Source organism: Streptomyces sp. A1136, assembly GCF_004795055.1.
Lineage (GTDB): Bacteria > Actinomycetota > Actinomycetes > Streptomycetales > Streptomycetaceae > Streptomyces.
The window spans coordinates 1-21774 of record NZ_SSBJ01000058.1; the positions used below are offsets into that span (position 1 = coordinate 1).

At 72.8% G+C, this 21774-nt stretch carries 18 protein-coding genes; 7 read left to right on the top strand and 11 right to left on the bottom strand.

The features are described from left to right. The 3 genes from E6R62_RS34110 to E6R62_RS34120 all read right to left on the bottom strand — a co-directional run. The coding region (locus E6R62_RS34110) for a biotin/lipoyl-containing protein (RefSeq protein WP_306432503.1) at positions 1–693 on the bottom strand (693 nt) is incomplete at its 3' end. Between the two features lie 54 nt (positions 694–747). After that, positions 748–2136, bottom strand: coding sequence for a dihydrolipoyl dehydrogenase (gene lpdA, locus E6R62_RS34115; RefSeq protein ID WP_136217365.1), 1389 nt, complete (start codon positions 2134–2136; stop codon positions 748–750). A 294-nt stretch (positions 2137–2430) separates the two neighbouring features. Then, a complete protein-coding gene (locus tag E6R62_RS34120; RefSeq protein WP_136217366.1) occupies positions 2431–3972 on the bottom strand; it encodes a leucyl aminopeptidase in 1542 nt (513 codons plus the stop codon). A 396-nt stretch (positions 3973–4368) separates the two neighbouring features. Here E6R62_RS34120 and E6R62_RS34125 point away from each other — a divergent pair, with 396 nt between their 5' ends. The 5 genes from E6R62_RS34125 to E6R62_RS34145 all read left to right on the top strand — a co-directional run bounded on the left by E6R62_RS34125 (position 4369) and on the right by E6R62_RS34145 (position 11139). Then, positions 4369–6378 carry a hypothetical protein gene (locus tag E6R62_RS34125; protein WP_240802059.1) on the top strand — a complete coding sequence of 670 codons (2010 nt, stop codon included), beginning with the start codon at positions 4369–4371 and terminating at the stop codon, positions 6376–6378. Between the two features lie 124 nt (positions 6379–6502). Continuing rightward, positions 6503–8068 (top strand): GT4 family glycosyltransferase PelF, encoded by a 1566-nt coding sequence (gene pelF, locus E6R62_RS34130; protein ID WP_136217368.1) that lies wholly within the window; start codon positions 6503–6505, stop codon positions 8066–8068. Next, on the top strand, positions 8065–9591 hold the full coding sequence (locus E6R62_RS34135) for a hypothetical protein (protein WP_136217369.1): 1527 nt from the start codon (positions 8065–8067) through the stop codon (positions 9589–9591). Before pelF ends, E6R62_RS34135 begins: the two co-directional genes overlap by 4 nt. A 67-nt stretch (positions 9592–9658) precedes the next feature. Beyond that, positions 9659–10309 carry a spherulation-specific family 4 protein gene (locus E6R62_RS34140; RefSeq protein ID WP_136217386.1) on the top strand — a complete coding sequence of 217 codons (651 nt, stop codon included), beginning with the start codon at positions 9659–9661 and terminating at the stop codon, positions 10307–10309. Further along, on the top strand, positions 10306–11139 hold the full coding sequence (locus E6R62_RS34145) for an endo alpha-1,4 polygalactosaminidase (RefSeq protein ID WP_136217370.1): 834 nt from the start codon (positions 10306–10308) through the stop codon (positions 11137–11139). Before E6R62_RS34140 ends, E6R62_RS34145 begins: the two co-directional genes overlap by 4 nt. Here the strand turns inward: E6R62_RS34145 and E6R62_RS34150 are convergent. Beyond that, on the bottom strand, positions 11069–12601 hold the full coding sequence (locus E6R62_RS34150) for an FAD-dependent oxidoreductase (RefSeq protein WP_136217387.1): 1533 nt from the start codon (positions 12599–12601) through the stop codon (positions 11069–11071). The genes E6R62_RS34145 and E6R62_RS34150 overlap by 71 nt on opposite strands. Before the next feature lie 85 nt (positions 12602–12686). Between E6R62_RS34150 and E6R62_RS34155 the strand changes: the two genes are divergently transcribed. Beyond that, the gene (locus E6R62_RS34155; protein ID WP_136217371.1) at positions 12687–13337 is read left to right on the top strand and encodes a TetR/AcrR family transcriptional regulator C-terminal domain-containing protein; all 651 of its coding nucleotides are present in this window, start codon (positions 12687–12689) and stop codon (positions 13335–13337) included. Between the two features lie 89 nt (positions 13338–13426). On the opposite strand, the gene E6R62_RS34160 is transcribed toward E6R62_RS34155, so the two are convergent. The 5 genes from E6R62_RS34160 to E6R62_RS34180 form a co-directional block, all read right to left on the bottom strand. Continuing rightward, positions 13427–14653: a sensor histidine kinase gene (locus E6R62_RS34160; RefSeq protein ID WP_240802060.1), complete on the bottom strand. Its 1227-nt coding sequence runs from the start codon at positions 14651–14653 to the stop codon at positions 13427–13429. 78 nt (positions 14654–14731) lie between these two features. Continuing rightward, positions 14732–15403 (bottom strand): hypothetical protein, encoded by a 672-nt coding sequence (locus tag E6R62_RS34165; RefSeq protein ID WP_136217372.1) that lies wholly within the window; start codon positions 15401–15403, stop codon positions 14732–14734. A 53-nt stretch (positions 15404–15456) separates the two neighbouring features. Continuing rightward, positions 15457–17316 (bottom strand): phosphatidylglycerol lysyltransferase domain-containing protein, encoded by a 1860-nt coding sequence (locus tag E6R62_RS34170; RefSeq protein WP_136217373.1) that lies wholly within the window; start codon positions 17314–17316, stop codon positions 15457–15459. An 80-nt stretch (positions 17317–17396) separates the two neighbouring features. Next, entirely contained in the window at positions 17397–18461 is a 1065-nt protein-coding gene (cobT, locus tag E6R62_RS34175; protein ID WP_136217374.1) for a nicotinate-nucleotide--dimethylbenzimidazole phosphoribosyltransferase, read from the bottom strand. 107 nt (positions 18462–18568) lie between these two features. After that, positions 18569–19780: a bifunctional adenosylcobinamide kinase/adenosylcobinamide-phosphate guanylyltransferase gene (locus E6R62_RS34180; protein ID WP_136217375.1), complete on the bottom strand. Its 1212-nt coding sequence runs from the start codon at positions 19778–19780 to the stop codon at positions 18569–18571. A gap of 117 nt (positions 19781–19897) precedes the next feature. Between E6R62_RS34180 and E6R62_RS34185 the strand changes: the two genes are divergently transcribed. Continuing rightward, a complete protein-coding gene (locus tag E6R62_RS34185) occupies positions 19898–20110 on the top strand; it encodes a hypothetical protein (protein WP_136217376.1) in 213 nt (70 codons plus the stop codon). A gap of 171 nt (positions 20111–20281) precedes the next feature. Here E6R62_RS34185 and E6R62_RS34190 read toward each other — a convergent pair whose 3' ends face one another. After that, positions 20282–21004, bottom strand: a complete 723-nt coding sequence (locus E6R62_RS34190; protein ID WP_136217377.1) for a bifunctional 2-polyprenyl-6-hydroxyphenol methylase/3-demethylubiquinol 3-O-methyltransferase UbiG — start codon at positions 21002–21004, stop codon at positions 20282–20284. Positions 21005–21105: 101 nt separating this feature from the next. Further along, the gene (locus tag E6R62_RS34195; protein WP_240802061.1) at positions 21106–21714 is read right to left on the bottom strand and encodes a DUF3043 domain-containing protein; all 609 of its coding nucleotides are present in this window, start codon (positions 21712–21714) and stop codon (positions 21106–21108) included. Between the last annotated feature and the right edge of the window lie 60 nt (positions 21715–21774).

The following is a 21774-nucleotide window of genomic DNA, read 5'->3' on the forward strand; positions in this document are numbered from 1 at the left end:
CGATCTCGGAGCGGCGGCCGGGGCCGGGGCAGCGGCCGGGGCCGGGGCCGGGGCGGCGGCGGGGGCGGCACCCGCGACGCCGATGACGGCCAGACGCGCGCCGACCTCGGCGGTCTCGTCCTCGCCGACCAGGATCTCCAGCAGGGTGCCGGCGACCGGCGCGGGGATCTCGGTGTCGACCTTGTCGGTGGAGACCTCCAGCAGCGGCTCGTCGGCCTCGACGGACTCGCCGACCTGCTTGAGCCAGCGGGTGACGGTGCCCTCGGTGACGGACTCGCCCAGCGCGGGGAGCACGACATCGGTGCCCTCGGCGGAACCGCCACCGGTGGCCGCCTCGGCCGTCGGAGCGGGAGCCGGGGTCTCGACCTCGGTCGACGGGACGGCCTGCGGGGCCTCCGGCGCGGGGGCGGCGGCGGTCTCGGCGGCCGGAGCGGCGGCCTCGGCCGGCGCGCCCGAGCCGTCGTCGATGACGGCCAGCTCGGCGCCGACCTCGACGGTCTCGTCCTCGGCGACCTTGATGGAGGCCAGGATGCCGGCGACGGGCGACGGGATCTCGGTGTCGACCTTGTCGGTCGAGACCTCGAGCAGCGGCTCGTCGGCCTCGACGCGCTCGCCCTCGGCCTTGAGCCAGCGGGTGACAGTGCCCTCAGTGACGCTCTCGCCGAGCGCCGGAAGGGTTACGGAAACCGACATGGTTTCTGTTGCTCCTTACGAAAGTGCGGAAGTGGTCGTCGCGCCCGGTGACGATTAGTCGTGGGAGTGCAGCGGCTTGCCGGCCAGGGCCAGGTGGGCCTCGCCGAGCGCCTCGTTCTGGGTCGGGTGCGCGTGGATGAGCTGCGCGACCTCGGCAGGCAGGGCCTCCCAGTTGTAGATCAGCTGGGCTTCGCCGACCTGCTCGCCCATGCGGTCACCGACCATGTGGACGCCGACCACGGCACCGTCCTTGACCTGGACGAGCTTGATCTCGCCCGCGGTCTTCAGGATCTTGCTCTTGCCGTTGCCCGCCAGGTTGTACTTGAGGGCGACGACCTTGTCCGCACCGTAGATCTCCTTGGCCTTGGCCTCGGTGATGCCGACGGAGGCGACCTCGGGGTGGCAGTACGTGACGCGCGGAACGCCGTCGTAGTCGATCGGGACGGTCTTGAGACCGGCCAGACGCTCCGCCACCAGGATGCCCTCGGCGAAGCCCACGTGCGCGAGCTGGAGGGTCGGGACGAGGTCACCGACGGCGGAGATGGTCGGCACGTTGGTCTGCATGTACTCGTCGACCAGGACGTAGCCGCGGTCCATCGCGACGCCCTGCTCCTCGTAGCCCAGGCCCTGCGAGACCGGGCCGCGGCCGATGGCGACCAGCAGCACCTCGGCCTCGAAGGTCTTGCCGTCGGCCAGGGTGACGCGCACGCCGTTCTCGGTGTACTCGGCCTTGTCGAAGAAGGTGCCCAGGTTGAACTTGATGCCGCGCTTGCGGAAGGCGCGCTCCAGGAGCTTGGAGCTGTTCTCGTCCTCGACCGGGACCAGGTGCTTGAGGCCCTCGATGACGGTGACGTCGGTCCCGAAGGACTTCCACGCCGAGGCGAACTCGACGCCGATCACGCCGCCGCCCAGGATGATCGCGGACTCGGGCACGCGGTCCAGGACCAGCGCGTGGTCCGAGGAGATGATGCGGTTGCCGTCGATGTTCAGGCCCGGGAGCGACTTCGGCACGGAGCCGGTCGCCAGCAGGACGTGGCGGCCCTGGACGCGCTGCCCGTTCACGTCGACGGACGTCGGGGAGGAAAGCCGACCCTCACCCTCGATGTACGTCACCTTACGGGAGGCGACCAGGCCCTGCAGGCCCTTGTACAGGCCCGAGATGACGTCGTCCTTGTACTTGTGCACACCCGCGATGTCGATGCCCTCGAAAGAGGCCTTGACACCGAACTGAGCGGCTTCGCGCGCCTGGTCCGCGATCTCACCGGCGTGCAGCAGAGCCTTCGTGGGGATGCAGCCGTTGTGCAGGCAGGTGCCACCGAGCTTGTTCTTCTCGATCAGCGCAACGTCGAGACCCAGCTGGGAGGCGCGCAGCGCCGCGGCGTAACCGCCACTGCCACCGCCGAGGATCACTAGGTCGAAAACGGTGCTGGCGTCGTTCGCCACGTCACGTCCTCCATGCATGTGCGCCGGGCACCGGTCCTCTGTGACCGGGCGGCGGCTGGTATTCGGCCGCTTGTTTCTTCGGCCCTGTGGTGGGGGCCCTGTCCTGCCGAGAACCCATCTTCGCATTTGTCGGGGGAACACGGGACGCCGGGCCCCGCCCGGCGACGGCCGTTCTGCCGGAATGCGGGTTACCGGTGCGTAGAAAACTACTGATCGTCGAGATTTCGTCCAGAGCGAACGCGCCCCGGGACCCCTTCCGGGTCCCGGGGCGCGTGATCACGTGGGGCCGCGGCGTCAGCCGAGGTCGCCGGTCGCGGTCCGCTCGGCCAGCCGCACGAGGGTGCGCACGGCGGAGCCGGTGCCGCCCTTGGGGGTGTAGCCGTACGGGGCGCCCTCGTGGAAGGCCGGGCCCGCGATGTCGAGGTGGGCCCAGGCGATGCCCTCGCCGACGAACTCCCGGAGGAAGAGGCCGGCCACCAGGCCGCCGCCCATCCGGACACCCATGTTGGCGATGTCGGCGGTGGGGGAGTCCATGGTCTTGCGCAGCTCCTCGGGCAGCGGCATCGGCCAGGAGGACTCGCCGACCTCCTCCGCGATCTCGTGGATCGAGGTGCGGAAGGCGTCGTCGTTGGCCATGATGCCGAAAGTCCGGTCGCCCAGGGCCAGCACCATGGCGCCGGTCAGGGTGGCGACGTCGACGATCGCGTCCGGGTTCTCCTCGGAGGCGCGGGTCAGCGCGTCGCCCAGGACCAGCCGGCCCTCGGCGTCGGTGTTGAGGACCTCGACGGTCTTGCCGCTGTACATGCGCAGGACGTCGCCGGGCTTGGTCGCGGTGCCGGAGGGCATGTTCTCGGCGAGCGCGAGCCAGCCGGTGACGTTGACCCGGAGGCCCAGCTTGGCGGCGGCGATGACGGCGGCGAACACGGCGGCGGCGCCGGCCATGTCGCACTTCATCGTCTCGTTGTGACCGGCCGGCTTGAGGGAGATGCCGCCCGAGTCGTAGGTGATGCCCTTGCCGACGAAGGCGAGGGTCTTCTCCGCCTTGGCGTGGGTGTAGGAGAGCTTCACCAGGCGCGGCGGGTTCTCGGAGCCCTTGCCGACGCCCATGATGCCGCCGAAGCCGCCCTTGACCAGCGCCTTCTCGTCCAGCACCTGGACCTTGACGCCGTTCTCCTTCGCGGTCGCGGTGGCGACCGCGGCGAAGGCCTCGGGGGTCAGGTCGTTCGGCGGGGTGTTGACCAGGTCGCGAGCGACGTTGACCTCGGTCGCGAGGACGGTGGCGCGCTCGGCGGCGGCCTTGTGCTCCTTGTCGCGCGGCTTGGCGCCGAGCAGGGCGATCTCGGCGAGCGGCTGCTTGGGGCCGCCGTTCTTGTCGCCGGCGCGGGCGACCTTGTTCTCGCCGCCCTGGTAGGCGGTGAAGGCGTACGCGCCGAGCAGCGCGCCCTCGGCGACGGCAGTGACGGCGGAGGCGTCGTCCAGGGGGAGGGCGAACGCGGCCTTCTTCGAGCCGTGCAGGGCGCGGGCGGCGGCGCCGGCGGCGCGGCGCAGGGCCTCCTCGTCGTACGACTCGTCCTGCTCCGGTACGGAGCCGAGCCCGACGGCCAGCACGACCGGGACCTTCAGACCGGCGGGTGCGGGCAGCTTGGTGACCTCGCCTTCGGCGCCCGAGGCGCCCATGGCGTCGAGCACGGCGGCCAGCTTTCCGTCGAACGCCTTGTCCACGGCCTCGGCGCCCGCGGCGACGACAGGCCCCTTCGGGCCCTTCGCCACGCCGACCACGAGGGCGTCGGCGCGGAGCGTCGCCGCGCCGGCAGTGCTGAGAGTCAGAGCAGTCACGGTGGTGAAGTCTCGCTTCCGTTTGTGTATGGGTGCGCTGCGGTCGCGTCAGGGTCGCCGGCCGCTCCGCAGCGATCGTATTCGGGCGCGGCGGCACCCGGAAACGAGCGTACGCGCACGCGGTCGTCCGTACGTCACTCGAAGGTTTGACAAGTTGTTCGACGGGACCACTGACAGGTTCACCCATCTGTGGTCTGTGTTCCAGGTTTGCCCTTTAGACCTGACGAGGTCCCTGGAGACTCGAGCCACTCTCGCAAGGGGGCGTGGGGTCCCTTTGCATGATTTCCACAGAGCCTCTCCGGTCGGCCGTCCGCCATGGCCGGCGCAGAGAGAGCCTGCGGGGGGAAGGCCGAAATGGTCAACAAGGCCGAAATGGTCAGTAAGAACAGGAATCGGATGAACAGGGTCGCCGCGGCCGTGGCCGCGACCGCCCTGATGTCCGTGGCGGTGCCCGCGGCGAGCGCCCAGGCGGCCACCGTCGTACCGCGCGTCGACCTGAGGGTTCTGGTCGTCGACGACGGCGGCAGCTCGGTCGCGGCGATCACCGCCGAACTCCGGGACACCGGAGTGCCGTACACCCGCGTCGACCTGGGCAGCGGCAGCCGCCCGGTCATCGACGCGGCCTTCCTGAGCGACACCGTCGACGGGCGCCCGCGCGCCAAGTTCCAGGGTGTCGTCCTGCCCAACGAGAACCCCTTCGGCGCGGGCTCTGCGGAGTCGGCCGCCCTCAGCGCCTACGAGACGACGTACGGAATCCGCCAGGTCGACGCCTACACCTGGGCGCACCCCGAAGTCGGCCTGGAATACACCGACAACGGCGGCTACAGCGGCACACTCGACGGCACCCAGGCGGCCGTCACCGCCGCCGGCAAGGCGGGCCCCTTCGGCTACCTGGGGGGTCAGGTCGCCTTCGAGGACAACTCGCCGCTGATCCCCGAGAGCTACGGGTTCATCGCCAAGCCCCGCGCCGGCTACACCAGCTACCTCGACGCCCCCGTCGGCTCCGGACGGGCCTCGCTGGTCGGCGAGTACGCCCACGACGGGCGCAGCGAACTGGTCGTCACCTTCGGCTACAACGAGTACCAGCAGCAGTTCCGGCTGCTCGCCCGCGGCATCGTCGACTGGCTGACCCAGGGCGTCCACCTCGGTCAGGAACGGAACTACTTCGCGGTCCACGTCGACGACGTCTTCGCCCCGGACGCCCGCTGGAGCAAGGACCTCAACTGCACGCCCGGCGACTACGCCTGCGCCGGCGGCGAGGGCAAGGAGAGCACCATCCGGATGACCGCCGCCGACGCCCAGTACGCGGCGCAGTGGCAGAAGTCCAAGGGCTTCAAGCTGGACCTGCTCTTCAACGCGGGCGCCGGCGAGGAATGGAAGACGGAGAACGGCGGCACCGACGCCCTGACCACCCAACTGATCGCGGACCGGGCCCAGTACCGGTGGCTGAACCACACCTACACGCACGCCTTCCTCGGCTGTGTCCAGGACGTCACCACCGTCCCCTGGACCTGCACGAAGAACGCCCAGGGCGCCATCAACTGGATGAGCCGCGCCGACATCTCCGCCCAGATCCGCGACAACAACAACTGGGCCGCCTCCAAGGGCATCACCACCGACCGCTCCGAGCTGGTCACGGGTGAGCACTCCGGCCTCAAGACGCTGCCGCAGCAGCCCACCGACAACCCGAACCTGGCGGGCGCCCTCGCCGACAACGGGGTCAAGTGGGCCGGCAGCGACAACTCACGCGAGTCCGCGCAGCGCGCGGTCGGCGCCGCCCTGACCGTCCCCCGCTACCCGATGAACGTGTACTACAACACGGGCACCAACGCGGAGATGGCCGACGAGTACAACTGGATCTACACCAGCCGCGCCCAGGGCGGCAGCGGCGCCTGCGAGGACAACCCGGCGACCTCCACCTGCCTGCCGGCCCCCCTCGACGCCACCACCGGCTACCTCGACTACGTCGTGCCCACCGAGGCGCGCACCGCGCTGCGGCACGTCTTGGCGAACGACCCGCGGCCGCACTACGTCCACCAGTCCAACCTCGCCGAGGACCGCACCCTCTACCCGGTGCTCAACCAGGTCCTCGACACCTACCGCACGCTCTACGCCCCCAACGCCCCCATCGTCAACCAGAGCATGAAGGACACCGGCGTCGAACTCGGCCGCCGCGCCGCCTGGGACGCCGCGCTCGCCGCCAACAAGGTCACCGCCTACCGCATCGGCAAGGACGTCACCGTCAAGGCGCCCTCGGGCGTGGTCGCCCCCGTCACGGCGCCCGTCGGAACCAAGAAGCAGCTCCTGCTCGGCACCGCGGACTTCGGCACCGCGTACGCGGGCTCCCGCTCCGCGTGGACGGCTCCGGAACCGCTGCAGTCGGCCGTCACGCTCAAGCTGGCCTGACGGCCCTCCGGCCGTCCGCCCGGCCGGAACCGATCCAACCGCACGCGTACGCAGCATCACCTTGCGCCGGCGCTCCGCGAACCACGGGCGCCGGCCCCTTTTCCGTCCTGGGGGGACACACCGCATGAGCCATGGGCGTCATGTCACCATGCTCACCGAAGGCACCTACCCGCACGTACACGGGGGCGTCAGCACCTGGTGCGACCAACTCGTCCGGGGAATGCCGGAAGTCGACTTCAACGTCATAGCCCTGACCGGCTCCGGACGCGAGCCGGTCACCTGGCGACTGCCGCGCAACGTCTACCGGCACACCGCCGTCCCGCTCTGGGGGCCGCCGCCCCCGCGCACGCTCCGTTCGGCCCTGCGCGGCAAGGCCCGGCGCCGCTTCACCGACACCTACGAGACGTTCCTGCTGTCGATGCTCGACCCCGCGCACGGCGGATTCTCCCGAGCCCTGCGCGAACTGGCCCTGCTGGCCCGCTCCGGCCGCCTCGCCCCCGCCCTGCGCTCCGAGTCCGTCCTGCGACTGCTGATGGACATCTGGACCCGCCCGGGCATGCCCACCGCCGAGGCCGCGCCCACCATCCACGACGCCCTCACCGCGACCGACCTGCTGGAACACGCCCTGCGCCCGCTCGGCGTGCGCATCCCGCGCGACAGCGTCTCCCACGCCGTCAGCAGCGGCCTCGCCACCCTGCCGGCCCTCGCGGCGAAACACCTCGACGGGGTGCCCTTCCTGCTCACGGAGCACGGCATCTACCTGCGCGAGCGCTACCTGGGCTACCGCACCGCCGAACAGCGCTGGCCCGTCAAGGCCCTCATGCTCGGCTTCTACCGCGAGCTGAACACCGAGGGCTACCGGCAGGCCGACCTGATCACCCCCTGCAACCAGTACAACCGCCGCTGGGAAGAGCGCGGAGGCGCCGCCTCCGACCGCATCCGTACCGTCTACAACGGCGTCGATCCGCACGCCTTCCCCGAGGCCGGCCCCGAACCCGAGGTGCCCACCCTCAGCTGGTGCGGTCGCGTCGACCCCATCAAGGACCTCGAAACGCTCATCCGCGCCTACGCCTTCATGCGCGAGGAGATCCCCGCCTTGCGGCTGAGGCTCTTCGGTCCGGTCCCCGCCGGGTGCGAGGACTACAAACTGCGCCTGGAGAAGCTCGCAGCCGAGATCGGGGTGGCCGACGGCATCACCTTCGAGGGTCGTATCGCGGAGGTCGCCCGCGCCTACGCGGCCGGTTCGATCGTCATGCTCTCCTCCATCAGCGAGGGCTTCCCCTTCAGCATCATCGAGGCCATGTCCTGCGGCCGCACCACCGTCTCCACCGATGTGGGGGGAGTGCGCGAGGCCGTCGGCGACACCGGGCTCGTCGTCCCGCCCCGCGAGCCCGAGACCATGGCCCGCGCCACCCTGGCCCTGCTCCGCGACGACGAACGCCGGGCCGAACTCGGTCGGCTGTCCCGCGAGCGGGTCGTCGAGAAGTTCACCCTCCACCAGTCGGTGGACGGGTTCCGCCACATCTACCGGGAACTCGCCGGCCAGCCCGTCCTGCCGGTCCACCCGGGCGACGACTGGACCCAGCGGCTCGCCGACCCCTGGTACCGGGAACTCGCGGCGTGGGGGTCCCCCGGGGTGGGGGTCCCCCCGGCGGTAGCCGGGGGAGAGTCCGGGGGAGTGAGCAGGTGAGCGGCTCCCTGTGGCTCAAGGTGCCGGGCGGCAACACCCTGCCCGCCATCCCCCGTCCCCGACGGACGGCCCGACCGGCCGCCGACCCGATGGACGAACTCGTCGAACGCTTCGAGGGGTTCGCCGCCGCCGCCGTCCATCCCGACGAGATCGCCGCCATCCTCGAATCCGACGGGATGAACGACGAGCACATCCGCCTCACCTACGGCCGCCACGACTCCTTCGCGCTCGCGGAGGAGCTCTACGCCAAGGTGCCGCGCTCCTTCCCGGAGCCGCAGAGCATCCCCGACCCCTGGAAGGTGTCCCTCACCGCCTGCCTGTTGCGCGGGGTGATCTTCGCCCTGCCCGGCCTGGCCTACCTGCTGGGCGCCCCCCTGCTGGAAGGGCCGCCCGACCGGCTCGGGCTGCCCGCCGGGACGCTCACCCTGCTCGCCGGCGCCCTGATCGGCTGGGTGTGGGACCAGACGCTGTCCCACCGGGCCTATTCCTGGCTCGGCCTCGGGGACCGGGCCGCCGCCGGACGGACCCTGCTCGCCGGGGCACCCGCCGGGGCGCTGCTGGGTACCGCCGCCGCACTGGCGGTGCCCGGCGGGCCGCCGTTCTCCTACGTGTTCGCCGCCGGGCAGGCACTGTACGTCGGCGCCGCCACCGTGCTGCTGGTCCTCGGGCGGGAGCGGGTGCTGCTCGCCGCGCTCGGCCCGATGGCCGCGGGGGCGCTGCTCACGCTCGCCGTCGACCTGCCCGTGCCGGTACGGGTGACCCTGCTGGTGGTGTCCCTGCTGGCCGCCTGCGCCCTGGCCGTCCGGGAACTGCCGGTGATCGAGGGGGTCCAGGCCCTCGTACGCCGGGTCCGGGACCGGACACGGGCCCGCCCCGGCGGGGGTCCCGTCCGGTGGCGGACGCTGCGCCGCGCCGAGGAGGAGTACGCGCCGCGCGGACCCCGGCTCGCGGACTCCGTTCCGTACGGCGTCTTCGGTCTGGGCACCGGGCTGCTCGTGTTGTACGCCGCCCTGGGGGAGGTGCTCGCCGGTGGCCCCGCCGAGGCGGTCGCCGCGCCCTCGGCGGTGGCGCTCACCCTCAGCATGGGGCCGGCCGAATGGCTGCTGCACCGCTTCCGCAGCGGCAGCCTCGCCGGTCTGCGGGCGGCCCGCTCCCCCCGGGCGTTCCGACGCCGGATGCTGGTCACCCTGGCCGGCTGCCTCGCCCGCTACCTGGTGGTGCTGCTGGCGCTGGGGGTGGCCGGGACCCTGCTGTGGCCCGGGGCGCCGGGCCTGACCGGGGCCCGCGTGGCGGCGTTGCCGCTCCTCGGCGCCGTCATGTGGACGGGGCTGCTGCTCCAGTCCTTCGGGGCGGTCCGGCCCGCCGCGATCGTCTGCGCCTGCGCGGCGTTCGCCCAGAGCCTGGCCGTACTGACCAGGCTCGGCCAGCCGCGACTGGTCCAACTGCTGGTGGCGGGGGCGGCCGCGGCCGTCCTGGCGACCCTGGTGTGCCTGCTGTTGGGCCGCGCCACGGCCCACCGCTGAGCGCGCGGACCCGTAGGGCGCCGCGCAGGTGACACCGTACGAGACGACGCACGAGAAGAAGGACGTCATGCTGCTGGTGCCCCTCTACGAGCACCCCGCCGACCGGCCCGAGGCGTGGGAGTCGCTGATCGCCTCGGCCGGCCGGCTGCACTCGGTGGTGCTCAACCCCGACAGCGGGCCGGGCGAGGCCCCCGACGGACGGTTCGCCGCCGTCGCCGGGCGGCTGCGGGCCGCCGGGGTGCCCGTGCTGGGGTACGTCGACACCGACTACGGACGGCGCCCGCACGCGGACGTGGTCCGGGACCTGTTGCGCCACCGCGACTGGTACGCCACCGACGGCGCCTTCCTCGACCAGGCGTCCGCCGACCCGGAACTGCTGCCGCACTACCGGCGGCTCGCCGTGGCCGCTCGGGCCGCGGGAGCCCACACCCTCGTCCTCAACCACGGCGTCCACCCGCACCCGGGGTACGCGGCGCTCGCCGACCTGCTCGTCACCTTCGAGGGCCCCTGGGACGCCTACCGCGACGCGGGCGCCGCCCCGGGGTGGACCGCCGACCACCCCGCCCAGAGGTTCTGCCACCTCGTGTACGCGGTCCCGCCGGGCGCACCGGCCGCCGAACTGGCCCTGGAGCGGGGGGCCGCCGTGCACTGCGCGGTCCCCGGCTCCGGCGCGCACCCGTGGGGGACCCTCCCGTACGAGCTGGAGGCCGGAGCATGAGGCGCCGGGCACTGGCCTGGCTGCTCGTCGGCCCGCTCCTGTTCCTCGCCTCCTGTACCTCGGCGCCCGAGCTGCCCGAACCCGACGACCTGTCACCCGACCCGGCGCCGGGTCAGCGCTGGCAGCCCGCGCCGCGGGTGAGCTGGCAGTGGCAGCTGACCGGCACGCTGGACACCTCCGTGAAGGCGGCGGTGTACGACGTCGACGGCTTCAACACCACCAAGGAACAGGTGGCCGCCTTGAAGAAGACGGGCCGCAAGACCATCTGCTACCTCTCCACGGGCGCCTGGGAGGACTTCCGCCCCGACGCCGCGGCCTTCCCCAAGGAACTGCTGGGCGAGGGCAACGGCTGGGAGGGGGAGCGCTGGTTGGACATCCGGCGCTCGGCCGAACTGGAACCGCTGATGGCCAAGCGGTTCGACATGTGCAAGGCCAAGGGCTTCGACGCGATCGAGCCCGACAACATGGACGGGTACGCCAACTCCTCCGGCTTCCCGCTCACCGCCGCCGACCAGCTGGCCTACAACCGGCTGATCGCGAGGCTCGCCCACGACCGGGGACTGTCGGTCGGGCTCAAGAACGACCTCGACCAGATCCCCGAACTGGTGCGGGACTTCGAGTTCGCGGTCAACGAGCAGTGCGCGCAATACGACGAGTGCGAGCGGTACCGGCCGTTCGTCGCGGCGGGCAAGGCCGTGTTCCACGTCGAGTACGAGGGCTCGCTGCGCGAGTGGTGCCCCGTCTCGCAGCGGGAGGGGCTCAGCTCGCTCCAGAAGAAGACCGACCTGGGTTCGTGGCGCCGCTGGTGCCCGCCCCGGGGCGAGCCGTAGCCGGGGCGCCGACCGAGGTAGCGTACGCGGCGACGCCCTCTCCGGTGTCACCCGCCCAGCCCACGTAGCCGTCGGGCCGGACGAGGAACACCCCGTCGCCGTAGGGCGCGTAGGACGGGACGCGCACGGTGTGGACGCCGGGCAGGTCCGGAAGGTCCGCCCGCGCCGGCGTGCCGACGGCCAGCAGCGTCCAGTGCGGGCCGCGGAACGCGTCGAAGAGGCGCACGCCGCCGCGCACCCTGTCCGGCGCCCGGTCGCCCGCGTGCAGTGCGGCCTCGGGCAGGCCGGTGCGGGTGTCCACGGAGAGGGAGGAGCCCCGGTAGCCCAGGCCCAGCATCCGGGTGGCCGCCCCGCGCCGGGTCTCGCCCCGGTGGACCCGGGTGGACAGGCCGAGCATGTCGGCGGCCACCGGCAGCCGTTCCTCCTCGTAGGTGTCGAGCAGGGACTCGGGGGCCCGCCCGGTGAGCACCGCCGCCAGCTTCCACCCGAGGTTGTACGCGTCCTGGACGCTGGTGTTCAGTCCCTGGCCGCCCGCGGGGGAGTGGACGTGTGCGGCGTCCCCGGCGAGGAAGACGCGACCTTCGCGGAACCGGTCGGCGAGCGCCGCCCGGGGCCGGAAGTCGGAGGCCCAGCGGACTTCCGTCACGTCCTCGGGGGCCAGGTGGGAGCGGGCGGCCACCACCGCGCGGACGCCGTCGAGGGAGAGGTCGATGTCCGTGCCCTCCGGGAACTGGGCGGTGAGCTGGAAGTCCTCCGTGCCGGCGAGGGGGCAGAGCGCGAGGACCCCGGTGTCGTCGGCGGCCGGGAAGACGTGCCAGTTGTCGCGGTCGAGTCCCGTGACGCGGACGTCGGCCACCAGGACCGGGTTCGGGTCGACGCTCTCGCCGGTCATCGCGATGCCGAGCGCGCGCCGCACGGTGGACCGGCCGCCGTCGGCGGCCACGACGTAGCGGGCGCGGACGGGTTCCCCGGAGGCGAAGACGGCGTCCACTCCCTCGGGGTCCTGGCGGAGACCGGCCAGTTCCCGGCCGAAGGCGACCGCGCCGCGGAGTTCCGTGAGCCTGGTGGAGAGGATCTCCTGGGTGCGCCACTGCGGCACCATCCAGGGCTCGTGGTAGGGCGAGTCCTCGCCGGGGGCGCCCGCGTCGAACATCGGCTGGTCGCCCTGGCGCCGGCCGTCCCGCCAGATCATCGCGAGCGGGTAGGGGCCGCCGGCCGCGTCGATGGCGTCGCCCACGCCGAGGTCGTCGAACACCTCACGGGTGCGGGGCTGGATGCCCTTGCCGCGGGAGCCGGGGAAGAGCCCGCCGGCCCGCTCCACGACGAGTGCGTCGATCCCGCGCCGTGTCAGGTCGACGGCGAGCGCGAGGCCGGTGGGGCCCGCGCCGACGATCAGGACGTCCGTGTGCGTGCCCGTGCCGCCGGCCGTGCCGCCGCCCGCGCCGCTGTCCGTGTCGCTCATGCCGTTCGTGCTGTCCATGTCACGTCTCCTTAACGTCGTTAAGTTGCTTCCCAAGCATTGCCTTAACGGTGTTAAGCTGTCAAGCGTGACGACCCGGAGACCACCGAAACTGGACAAGAAGCAGGTCGTGGAGACGGCGCTGCGCCTGCTGAACGAGGCGGGCCTGGACGGACTGACCCTGCGGGCCATCGCGAAGGAGCTGAACGTCCAGGCGCCCGCCCTCTACTGGCACTTCAAGGGCAAGCAGGAACTGCTGGACGAGATGGCCACCGAGATGTACCGCCGGATGGTCGCGGGGGTGCGGCTCGCCCCGGAGGCCACCTGGCAGGAGCGGCTCCTGGCCGTCAACCGCGCGCTGCGCGCGGCGTTGCTCGGCTACCGCGACGGCGCCAAGGTCTTCAGCGGTTCGCGCTTCACCGGCACCGAACACGCCCTCGGGCTGGAGACGAACCTGCGCGCGCTGGTGGAGGCCGGCTTCACGCCGGCCCAGGCGGTCCGGGCCCTCTCGACCGCCTCCTGCTTCACCCTCGGCTTCGTCACCGAGGAACAGGGCGTCGAGCCCGTCCAGGGTGAACGCAGGGAGGGCTACGACATCACCGAACGCGCGGCCCGGATGTCGGCGTTCCCCCTCGCCGCGGCGGCGGGCGCCGAACTCTTCCAGGGCTACGACGAGGGCTTCGAAGAGGGCCTGTCACTCGTCATCGCCGGCATCGGGGCCCGCTACCGCACGCCCTGACGGGCCGTACGCGCCCGCGGGCGTCCGGGGCCGCGGCGAGCGGCGCCAACCCGGTCGGCGGCGGGCCGTACGCGCGCGGGCGCCCGGGACTACGCCGGCAGGACGGCGTGCACGCGGAAACCGCCGCCGTAGCGGGGCCCGGCGAAGCACGAGCCGCCCAGGGCCCCGGCCCGCTCCCGCATTCCCAGCAGTCCGTGGCCGCCGCCCGGGTCCGCCGGGCGGGGCGCCGAGTCGGCCGAGGTGCCCCCGTCGTCCAGCACGGTCACCTCCACCGACGCCCCCACCCGCACCACGCTGACCTCGGCCGTCGCGCCCGGCCCCGCGTGCTTGCGCACGTTGGTCAGCGCCTCCTGGATCACCCGGTACGCGGCCAGGTCCACGGCCGCCGGAAGGCCGTCGCCCGCCCGCCCCAGCTCGACCATCACCTTCACCGGCAGTCCGGCGTTGCGGAAGGTGTCCGTCAGCTCCTCCAGCACCGCCAGCCCCGGCGCCGGCTCCGTCGGCGCCTCCGGATCACCGGACTGGCGCAGCAGCCCCACCGTGGCGCGCAGTTCGTTCAGCGCGGAGCGGCTGGCGTCGCGTACGTGGGCCAGCGCCTCCTTGGCCTGGTCGGGACGCTTGTCCATCACGTGCGCGGCCACCCCGGCCTGCACGTTCACCAGGGCGATGTGGTGGGCCACCACGTCGTGCAGGTCCCGCGCGATCCGCAGCCGCTCCTCGGCGACCCGGCGCCGGGCCTCTTCCTCCCGGGTGCGTTCGGCGCGCTCGGCCCGCTCCCGGATGGCGTCGATGAAGGCGCGACGGCTGCGCACCGCGTCCCCGGCGGCGGCGGCCATGCCGGTCCAGGCGAAGACGCCGATGTTCTCCTGCGAGTACCAGGGCAGTGGTCCGGCCAGCATGGCGACGCCCGTCAGCCCCGCCATGGTGAGCAGACCGACCTTCCAGGTGGTGGGCCGGTCGGTGCGGGCGGCCAGCGTGTACAGCGCGATCACCGTGCACATCGCGACGGGCGCCCGGGGCTCGCCCGTGGACAACTCCGACAGGGACAAGGCGATGGTCACCGCGAGCACGGCGCGCGGCCGGCGGCGTCGGAAGACGAGGGCCACCGAGCCCAGCACGATCAGCACGAACGAGAACGGCTCGGGGGCGCGGGTGCCGAAGGTCGGCCCGTGCGGCCCGTGCGGGTCGGCGAAGGAGCCGACCACCATGCAGACGAGCGCACCGAGCGCGAGGACGCTGTCGGTGGCCGGCGGATGGAGCCGCAGCCACCGCCGGAGCGCACAGAAGCGTCCCTGGTGGATGGGGTCTGTCGTCACGGGAAGCTACGGTACGGCCTCCTCCTGCGGCCCGGGTCGGTCCCGGTGCACGGGGGTCGGTCCCCGTCCTACCCGGTGTCAGTCCCGGCGTACGCGGGGCGACGGCTCGGGCGGGGGCCTGCGGCCCAGCGGCGTCCGGGAACGCTCCGGGCCCCACTTCGCGCGGGCCGCGCACACCGCCATGACGGCGGCGATGGCCGCGAGGTGCTCCTTGCCCGCCAGGTTGTCCTTGATCAGCACCTCGCCGATCATGACGGCGATCACGATGCCGCCGGTCAGATACGCGCGGTAGCGCCAGCAGACGAAGATGGCGAGCCCCACGACCGCCGCCGAGGGCCCGGTGTCGTTCACGACGCGGTCGGACACCGGCAGGCCGAAGGGGTGTCCGGGGCCCAGCGAGAGCCCGATCCGGGCGTACGTGGTCCCGGCGAGGGTGGCGACGTAGCCGATCACCAGGGTGCGCCACCAGCCGATGCAGATCTCGGAGATGCCGAAGACCAGCAGGATCTGCGCGAGCGCCCCCCACACCGGCAGGTCGAGTGCCGGCACGAACAGGGAGAGCGGGGTCCGCAGGAGCGCCAGCCAGAGCGGGTCGGCGGCCTTGACCGAGCCGAGGTCCTGCACGGGCTGGAAACCCCAAGGGGTGTTCTGGACGATCTGGAACAACGAGGTCAGGGCGACCGCGCCGATGGTCATCGGGATCGCCCGCCACTTCTCGTGGACGAGCGCGTCCCGGATCGTCCGGAACATTGGCCCCCACTCGCGGCGGGCGAACCGCCGCGGTGAGGGTTTCGACCACGCTGTCAACGACGCGTCTCCAGATGTCTGCGGTGCAGCCACTTCGGCAGGCCGGGTGCCTCCAGGAAGCCCTCGGCCCGGCCCGCCGCGATACCGATCCGCAGCAGGTCGGAACTCTTCTCGAAGAGCATGAACCGCGGTTCCCAGATCGGCCGGTATTTGGCGTTGGCCCGGTAGAGGGACTCGATCTGCCACCAACGGGAGAAGAAGCTCAGCAGCGAGCGCCACATGCGCAGCACCGGACCCGCGCCGAGCTTGGACCCCCGTTCGAAGACGGAACGGAACATCGCGAAGTTCAGTGAGACCTGTGTGACGCCGATCTCCTTCGAGCGCTCCAGCAGTTCGATGACCATGAATTCCATGAGGCCGTTCTCGGAGTCCCGGTCACGGCGCATCAGGTCGAGCGACAGGCCCTTGGGGCCCCACGGCACGAAGGAGAGCAGGGCACGCAGCTCGCCCTGCCCGTCGAAGCACTCCAACATCACGCACTGGCCGTCGTCCGGATCGCCCAGCCGGCCCAGCGCCATGGAGAAACCGCGCTCGGTCGCGCCGTCGCGCCAGTCGTCCGCCCGCTTGAGGAGGTTGTCCATCTCGTCGGTCGGGACATCGGCGTGGCGGCGGATGCGAACGGTGTACCCGGCCCGCTTGACACGGTTGTAGGCCTGCCGGACGGTCCGCATGGCGCGGCCCTCCAGGGTGAACTCGTCGGTCTCGACGATCGCCTCGTCACCCAGCTCCAGCGCGTCCAGTCCGTGTCGCGCGTAGATCTGCCCGGCCTCCTCGCCGGCGCCCATCACGGCCGGGATCCAGCCGTGCTCGCGGGCCTCGGCCAGCCAGGGCTCGATGGCACCCGGCCAGGCCTCGGGGTCGCCGATCGGGTCGCCGGAGGCCAGCGAGACACCGCCGACGACGCGGTAGGTGACGGCGGCCTTGCCGGTGGGGGACCAGATGACGGACTTCTCCCGGCGCAGCGCGAAGTAGCCGAGGGAGTCGCGGTCGCCCTGCTTGGCGAGCAGCGCCCGCAGCCGCTCCTCGTCCTCGGGGGTCAGCGGGTCGACGGCGCGGCGCGCGCGGAACGCCGCGAACAGCACGGCGAGCAGCAGCATCATCGACATGACGTTGATCGAGACGTCCACCCAGCCGGGCGTGGCGATCCCGTCGTAGGCCCGGTCGTTCGGCTCCAGGGTGACCAGTCGCATCACGCCGTACCGCCACCGGGCCAGGAACGTCGCCTGGGCCCGGTCCGGGTCGGTGTTGGTGGCGCCGACCAGCAGGGCGGCGACGAGCGAGGTCACCAGCAGGCCGACGGCGCCGACGGCGGTGGCCAGCTTGGGGTTGGACCGGTCGCCCTTGGCGTAGAACTCGTGGCGGCCCACCACCAGGGCGCCGACGAAGGCGGCCGTCAGGATCAACGACACCCAGTTCTGGGCGTGATCGCGGAACTCGGGGTAGCAGAAGTTGAACTCCCCGCCCGTGCACGGGGCGAAGGCCGCGGTGGCGAAGGCGAACAGCAGCATCCCGCTGATCACCAGGTTGAGGATCCAGGCGGCCCGCTTGCGGCGGCCCATGGTGACCGCGAGGATCAGCGAGAACAGCCCGGACGCGAATCCGGCCGTGAGCAGGTACGGGGTGTAGAAGTCGGCGGTGTTGTGTCGGCGCAGGTCCTGCCCGAGCGAAAGCCACACCGCGCTGAGGAAGTTCACGAAGGTGACGGCTCTCAGGTACCAGACCGCGAACGCGGCCCCGCGCCGCGAGGGTGCGGTCCCCCTGCGGTTCGCCGCCTTGGCGGCGGCATCACCGCCGGGTTCTTTCCTGCCGTTGGCAACCGTCGTTGTTTCTACGCTGGTCAAGCGGACCTCTCCCATGGAATGCGATGGTATGGGGCGTCACCGTCCACGGGCGGTTCGAGCACCCCGGACTGCTCAGGCCCGTGGCGCCCGTCGATTCAGTCCTTCTGTTCCCGCGCCGCCCGCTCGGGCAGGTCCGCCGCGAGTGCGGCGGCCGCCTGGACGAGTGGGAGGGCCAGCAACGCCCCGGTTCCCTCACCCACTGTGACGCCGTGGTCGAGCACGGGGTTGAGCGCCATCCGGTCCAGGGCTTTGGCCTGGCCCGGCTCCCCGCTCGCCTGGCCGGCGAGCCACCAGTCCGGTGCGCGGAACGCGGCCCGCTGGGCCACCAGACCGCAGGCCGCCGACACGACGCCGTCGAGGATGACCGGCGTACGGCGCACCGCGCACTGGAGCAGGAACCCGGTGATGGCGGCGACGTCCGCGCCGCCGACCGCGGCCAGCAGGGCCACCTGGTCGCCTAGGACCGGGCGGGCCCGGCGCAACGCGTCGCGGATCGCCGCGCACTTGCGCATCCACGTCAGGTCGTCGACGGGAACCCCGCCGCGGCCGGTGACGACCGAGGCGTCCGTGCCGCACAGGGCCGCGATCAGGGTCGCGGCCACCGTGGTGCCGCCCACGCTGAGGTCGCCGAGCACGACGAGGTCGGTCCCCGCGTCGGCCTCCTCGTCGGCGACGCGCATCCCGAGCCGGAGCGCGGCCTCGGCCTCCTCGGGCGTCAGCGCGTCCTCCACGTCGATGCGACCGCTGCCGCGCCGGACCCGGTGACGGGTGACGTCCGCCGGGAGCGACCCGGGGTCGCAGTCGAGGCCCGCGTCGACGACGCGGATCGTGGCGCCGAACCGGCCGGCCAGGACGGCGACCGGGTTCGTCCCCTCCAGTACCGCGCGCACCAACTCGTGGGCGGAGCCGGCGGGCCTGGCGCAGACCCCCGCGGCGGCGATCCCGTGGTCGGCGGCGAACAGCACGACGCGCGGCCGCTCGATCGCCCGGACCGGTACCCGGCCCTGGGCGGCGGCCAGCCACTCGCCGAGCTCGTCGAGCCGACCCAGCGCGCCGGGCGGCACGGCCAGCCGTTCGCGGCGGTCCTCGGCATCACGACGGACGCCCCCGTCGGGGCGTTCGATCAGATCGGAGAACTCGTCGAGGTTCAGCGTGGTCATCTGCCAGAGCGTACAGGCGGTGAGGCCTTCCCCAAGCCCCCCGATCCGGCCTCCGTGTCACGCCGCGCCGGGCTCCCGCCGGGGGATCGGCGGCCGCCGTGCCACGGTCAGGGCTTCAACACCGACGCCTGGCCCGCCACGACCAGCAGCACGTGCTCGCACTCGGCCGCCACCGCGTTGTTCAGCCGGCCCAGCTCGTCGCGGAAGCGCCGCCCGGAGGCCGTCGCCGGGACCACGCCCGCACCCACCTCGTTGCTGACGAACACCACCGGTCGACGCGTCGCCCGCACGGCGTCCACCAGCGCGCCGGTCCGCTTGCGCAGCTCGGTCAGACCGCCCGCCGCCCACACCGAGTCGTCCCAGGCCCCCGCCCGGTCCATCGCGTCCGTCAGCCACAGCGCCAGGCAGTCCACCAGCAGCGGCGGCCCCGCCCCGTCCCCCAGCAGCGGCACCAGCTCACACGTCTCCACCGTCCGCCAGCTCGCCGGACGCCGTTCCCGGTGCAGGCCCACGCGCTGCGCCCACTCCGCGTCCCCGTCCCGGGAACCGCCGGTGGCGACGTAGACCACGTCCGGGAACGACGCCAGCCGCCGCTCGGCCTCGAACGACTTCCCCGACCGGGCACCGCCCAGCACCAGCGTCCGGCGCGGCACCTCCGGGAGCGCCCGGTACTCGCCCGTCACCACCGTGGTGCCGTCCGGCACCGCCCGCGCGCCGAAGGCCGCGCACCGGCGCTCCAGCTCCCGGCCGGGCGGGGTGTCGTGGTCGAGGTGCACGGCGATCACGTCGGTGGCCGGGCCGACCGCCCCGTTCGCCCTCAGCCTCGCCAACGCCTCCGGGCGGCCCGTCACGTCCGCGAGGACCACGTCGTAGGGGAGCTGCCCGCTCGCGGCGGCGCCCAGGCCGGCCGGGGCGCCGCCCGGGGGCAGGTAGAGCAGCCGGCCGCCGTCCGGGCCGACGACCTCGTACCCGGTGCCCGGCGCGTCCATCGGCACGGCCCGCACCCGGTGCCCGCTGATCACGGCCAGCTCCCGGCCGTCCGGGACCCGACCTGCGGCGGGCAGACCGGGCGGCAGTTCGACCGCCGGACCGTCGTGCGGATGGGTGAGCAGGACCTGCCGTACGCCCGACAGCGAATGTCCCGCGCGGGCGCCGGCCAGGACCGCCCCCGGGGTCAGGTCCAGCAGCAGCGCGCCGTCCACGAGGACGGCGGTCGCGGCGCGGGCCGCCGGGCCGACGGCCAGGGCGCAGCCGGCGCAGGGACAGCCGGGGCGGGGCAGTCCTTCGGGTGTTCCGGTACCGAGGAGAGTGAGTTCCACGCAATGATCCTCCCGCGTCGTCGGGACTGCTGCGCGCCCGGCTACTCTGCGGGCAGACTCAAGGCGGAGTACGCGCGCGAGCGACAGACGAGCGGCGGACGAGCAACGGAGGCGGACATGGCGTGGACGTGGCGGTTCGAGGCGGCCGACGGCGGCGAGACCAACCCGTCGGTGGAGCCTGAGGAGTTCACCACGCAGGGGGACGCGGAGTCCTGGATCGGTGAGTACTGGAAGGAACTGCTGGAGGGCGGGGTCGAACGGGTCAAGCTGTCCGACGACGGCGGCGCCGAGCTGTACACGATGAGCCTGCGCGAGGCGCTGGACGCGTGAGCGCCTGATCGCGCGGGGCGACGGCGGTGTGCCGGGCCGGTCCCGCACACCGCCCTCGGACGAAGACCCCGTACCGCGGCCGCGGTGCGTCGGGTCGGACGGCGTCGGCCCCGCGTCGGCCCCGTACCGCGGCCCGGGTGCGCCGGGCGGGCACGGGGCGGGTCGGGTGCGTCAGCCCCGTACGCCGCACAGGTGCAGCAGCGCCGCCACCCCGCGGTAGGGGTCGGTCCGTCCGGCGCGGTCCTCGGCGGCCAGCAGCCGCTCCAGTTCCGCCTCCCGCGGCAGGCTCTCGCCGGCCTCGGTGCCGTCGGTGAAGACGCGGACCCCGTACCAGGCCTGGAGCGGGGCGCCGATCCCGGACAGGGTCGCGGTCAGATCGGCCAACCGGTCCGCCCGTACCTCCAGACCGAGCCGGTTGGTGTAGTCGACGGTGTCGAAGGCGGCCAGAGCGGCGTTCCAGTCCCCCTCCAGCCCCGGTCGCATCGCCAGGGCGTCGCCGTTGCGCACGAGCAGGGACAGCAAGCCGCCCGGCGCCAGCATGCGGGCCAACCCGGCGAGCATCGCGTCCGCCTCGGGCACGTACATCAGGACGCCGTGGCACAGCACCACGTCGAAGCCGCCTGGTCCGAAATGGGCTCCCGTCTCGCGGCCGTCGCCCTCCAGCAGCCGGACCCGCTCCTGGATGCCGGCGGGCTCGGCGGCCAGCGCGGCGTGCGCAACCGCGAGCATGTCGGGGTCCTGCTCCAGGCCGGTGACCATGTGGCCGGCGCGGGCCAGGCGCAGCGCCTGGGTGCCCTGGCCCATGCCGACGTCGAGCACGCGCAGCCGCTGCCCGACGGGGAAGCGGTGCACGATCTGCTCGTCGACCTGTCGGCCCACGAGTTCCTGGCGCACCGCGTTGCGCAGTCCGCCCAGTCCCTCCAGCCACAGCCGGGCGCCCCCGGCGAATCCCTGGTTCCCCTCCCCGGACGCCCCGGAGCGGGGCGTCGTTCGGCTCAGGGTCGTTCCCCGCGCTTGACCTGCGGCTTCGGGAGGCGCAGGCGGCGCATCTGGAGGGTGCGCATCAGGCCGTAGGCGACGGCGCCGCGCTTCGGTTCGTCCGGGAAGCGCGCGTTGACGGCCTTGCGCAGACGGATGAACAGGCCGACGGAGTCCAGGAGGATCAGGACGATCACGCCGAGCCACAGCAGCAGCGCGATGTTCTGGATCGAGGGGATCCGGACCATGCTCAGCACCAGGATGATCACCGCGAGCGGCAGGAACATCTCGGCGACCGAGTAGCGGGAGTCCACGTAGTCGCGGACGAACTTGCGCACCGGGCCCTTGTCGCGGGCGGGCAGGTAGCGCTGGTCGCCGTTGGCGAGCGCCTCGCGCTGCTTGGCCAGCTCTACGCGGCGATTCTCACGGGCACGCTTGGCATCCTCCTTGCGGTTGCCGGTCGAGGCCACCACTGCCTTGCGCTGCGACTGGGCCACAGCACGCTTCGGCGTCGGGCGGCCCTTCGGGGCCTGGGGGTGACGGGGCTGCGAAAGGCCGGCGCCCACCTTCTCGGTGGCGGCGTCCTTGTCTTCCTTGGAGGAACGGCTACCAAACACAAAACCCAAGCGTACGTGCTCGTGAGCGCCCGCCCCACCTCGGCGGGGAACGATCCGGCAACGGCGGGC

Excerpts from the sequence above, each read along its gene's own strand:
- E6R62_RS34125 (WP_240802059.1), top strand. The coding sequence starts at position 4,369 with ATGAACAGGGTCGCCGCGGCCGTGGCCGCGACCGCCCTGATGTCCGTG.
- pelF (WP_136217368.1), top strand. The coding sequence starts at position 6,503 with ATGAGCCATGGGCGTCATGTCACCATGCTCACCGAAGGCACCTACCCG.
- E6R62_RS34140 (WP_136217386.1), top strand. The coding sequence starts at position 9,659 with ATGCTGCTGGTGCCCCTCTACGAGCACCCCGCCGACCGGCCCGAGGCG.
- E6R62_RS34145 (WP_136217370.1), top strand. The coding sequence starts at position 10,306 with ATGAGGCGCCGGGCACTGGCCTGGCTGCTCGTCGGCCCGCTCCTGTTC.
- E6R62_RS34150 (WP_136217387.1), bottom strand. The coding sequence starts at position 12,601 with ATGAGCGACACGGACAGCGGCGCGGGCGGCGGCACGGCCGGCGGCACG.
- E6R62_RS34165 (WP_136217372.1), bottom strand. The coding sequence starts at position 15,403 with ATGTTCCGGACGATCCGGGACGCGCTCGTCCACGAGAAGTGGCGGGCG.
- E6R62_RS34170 (WP_136217373.1), bottom strand. The coding sequence starts at position 17,316 with ATGGGAGAGGTCCGCTTGACCAGCGTAGAAACAACGACGGTTGCCAAC.
- cobT (WP_136217374.1), bottom strand. The coding sequence starts at position 18,461 with ATGACCACGCTGAACCTCGACGAGTTCTCCGATCTGATCGAACGCCCC.
- E6R62_RS34185 (WP_136217376.1), top strand. The coding sequence starts at position 19,898 with ATGGCGTGGACGTGGCGGTTCGAGGCGGCCGACGGCGGCGAGACCAAC.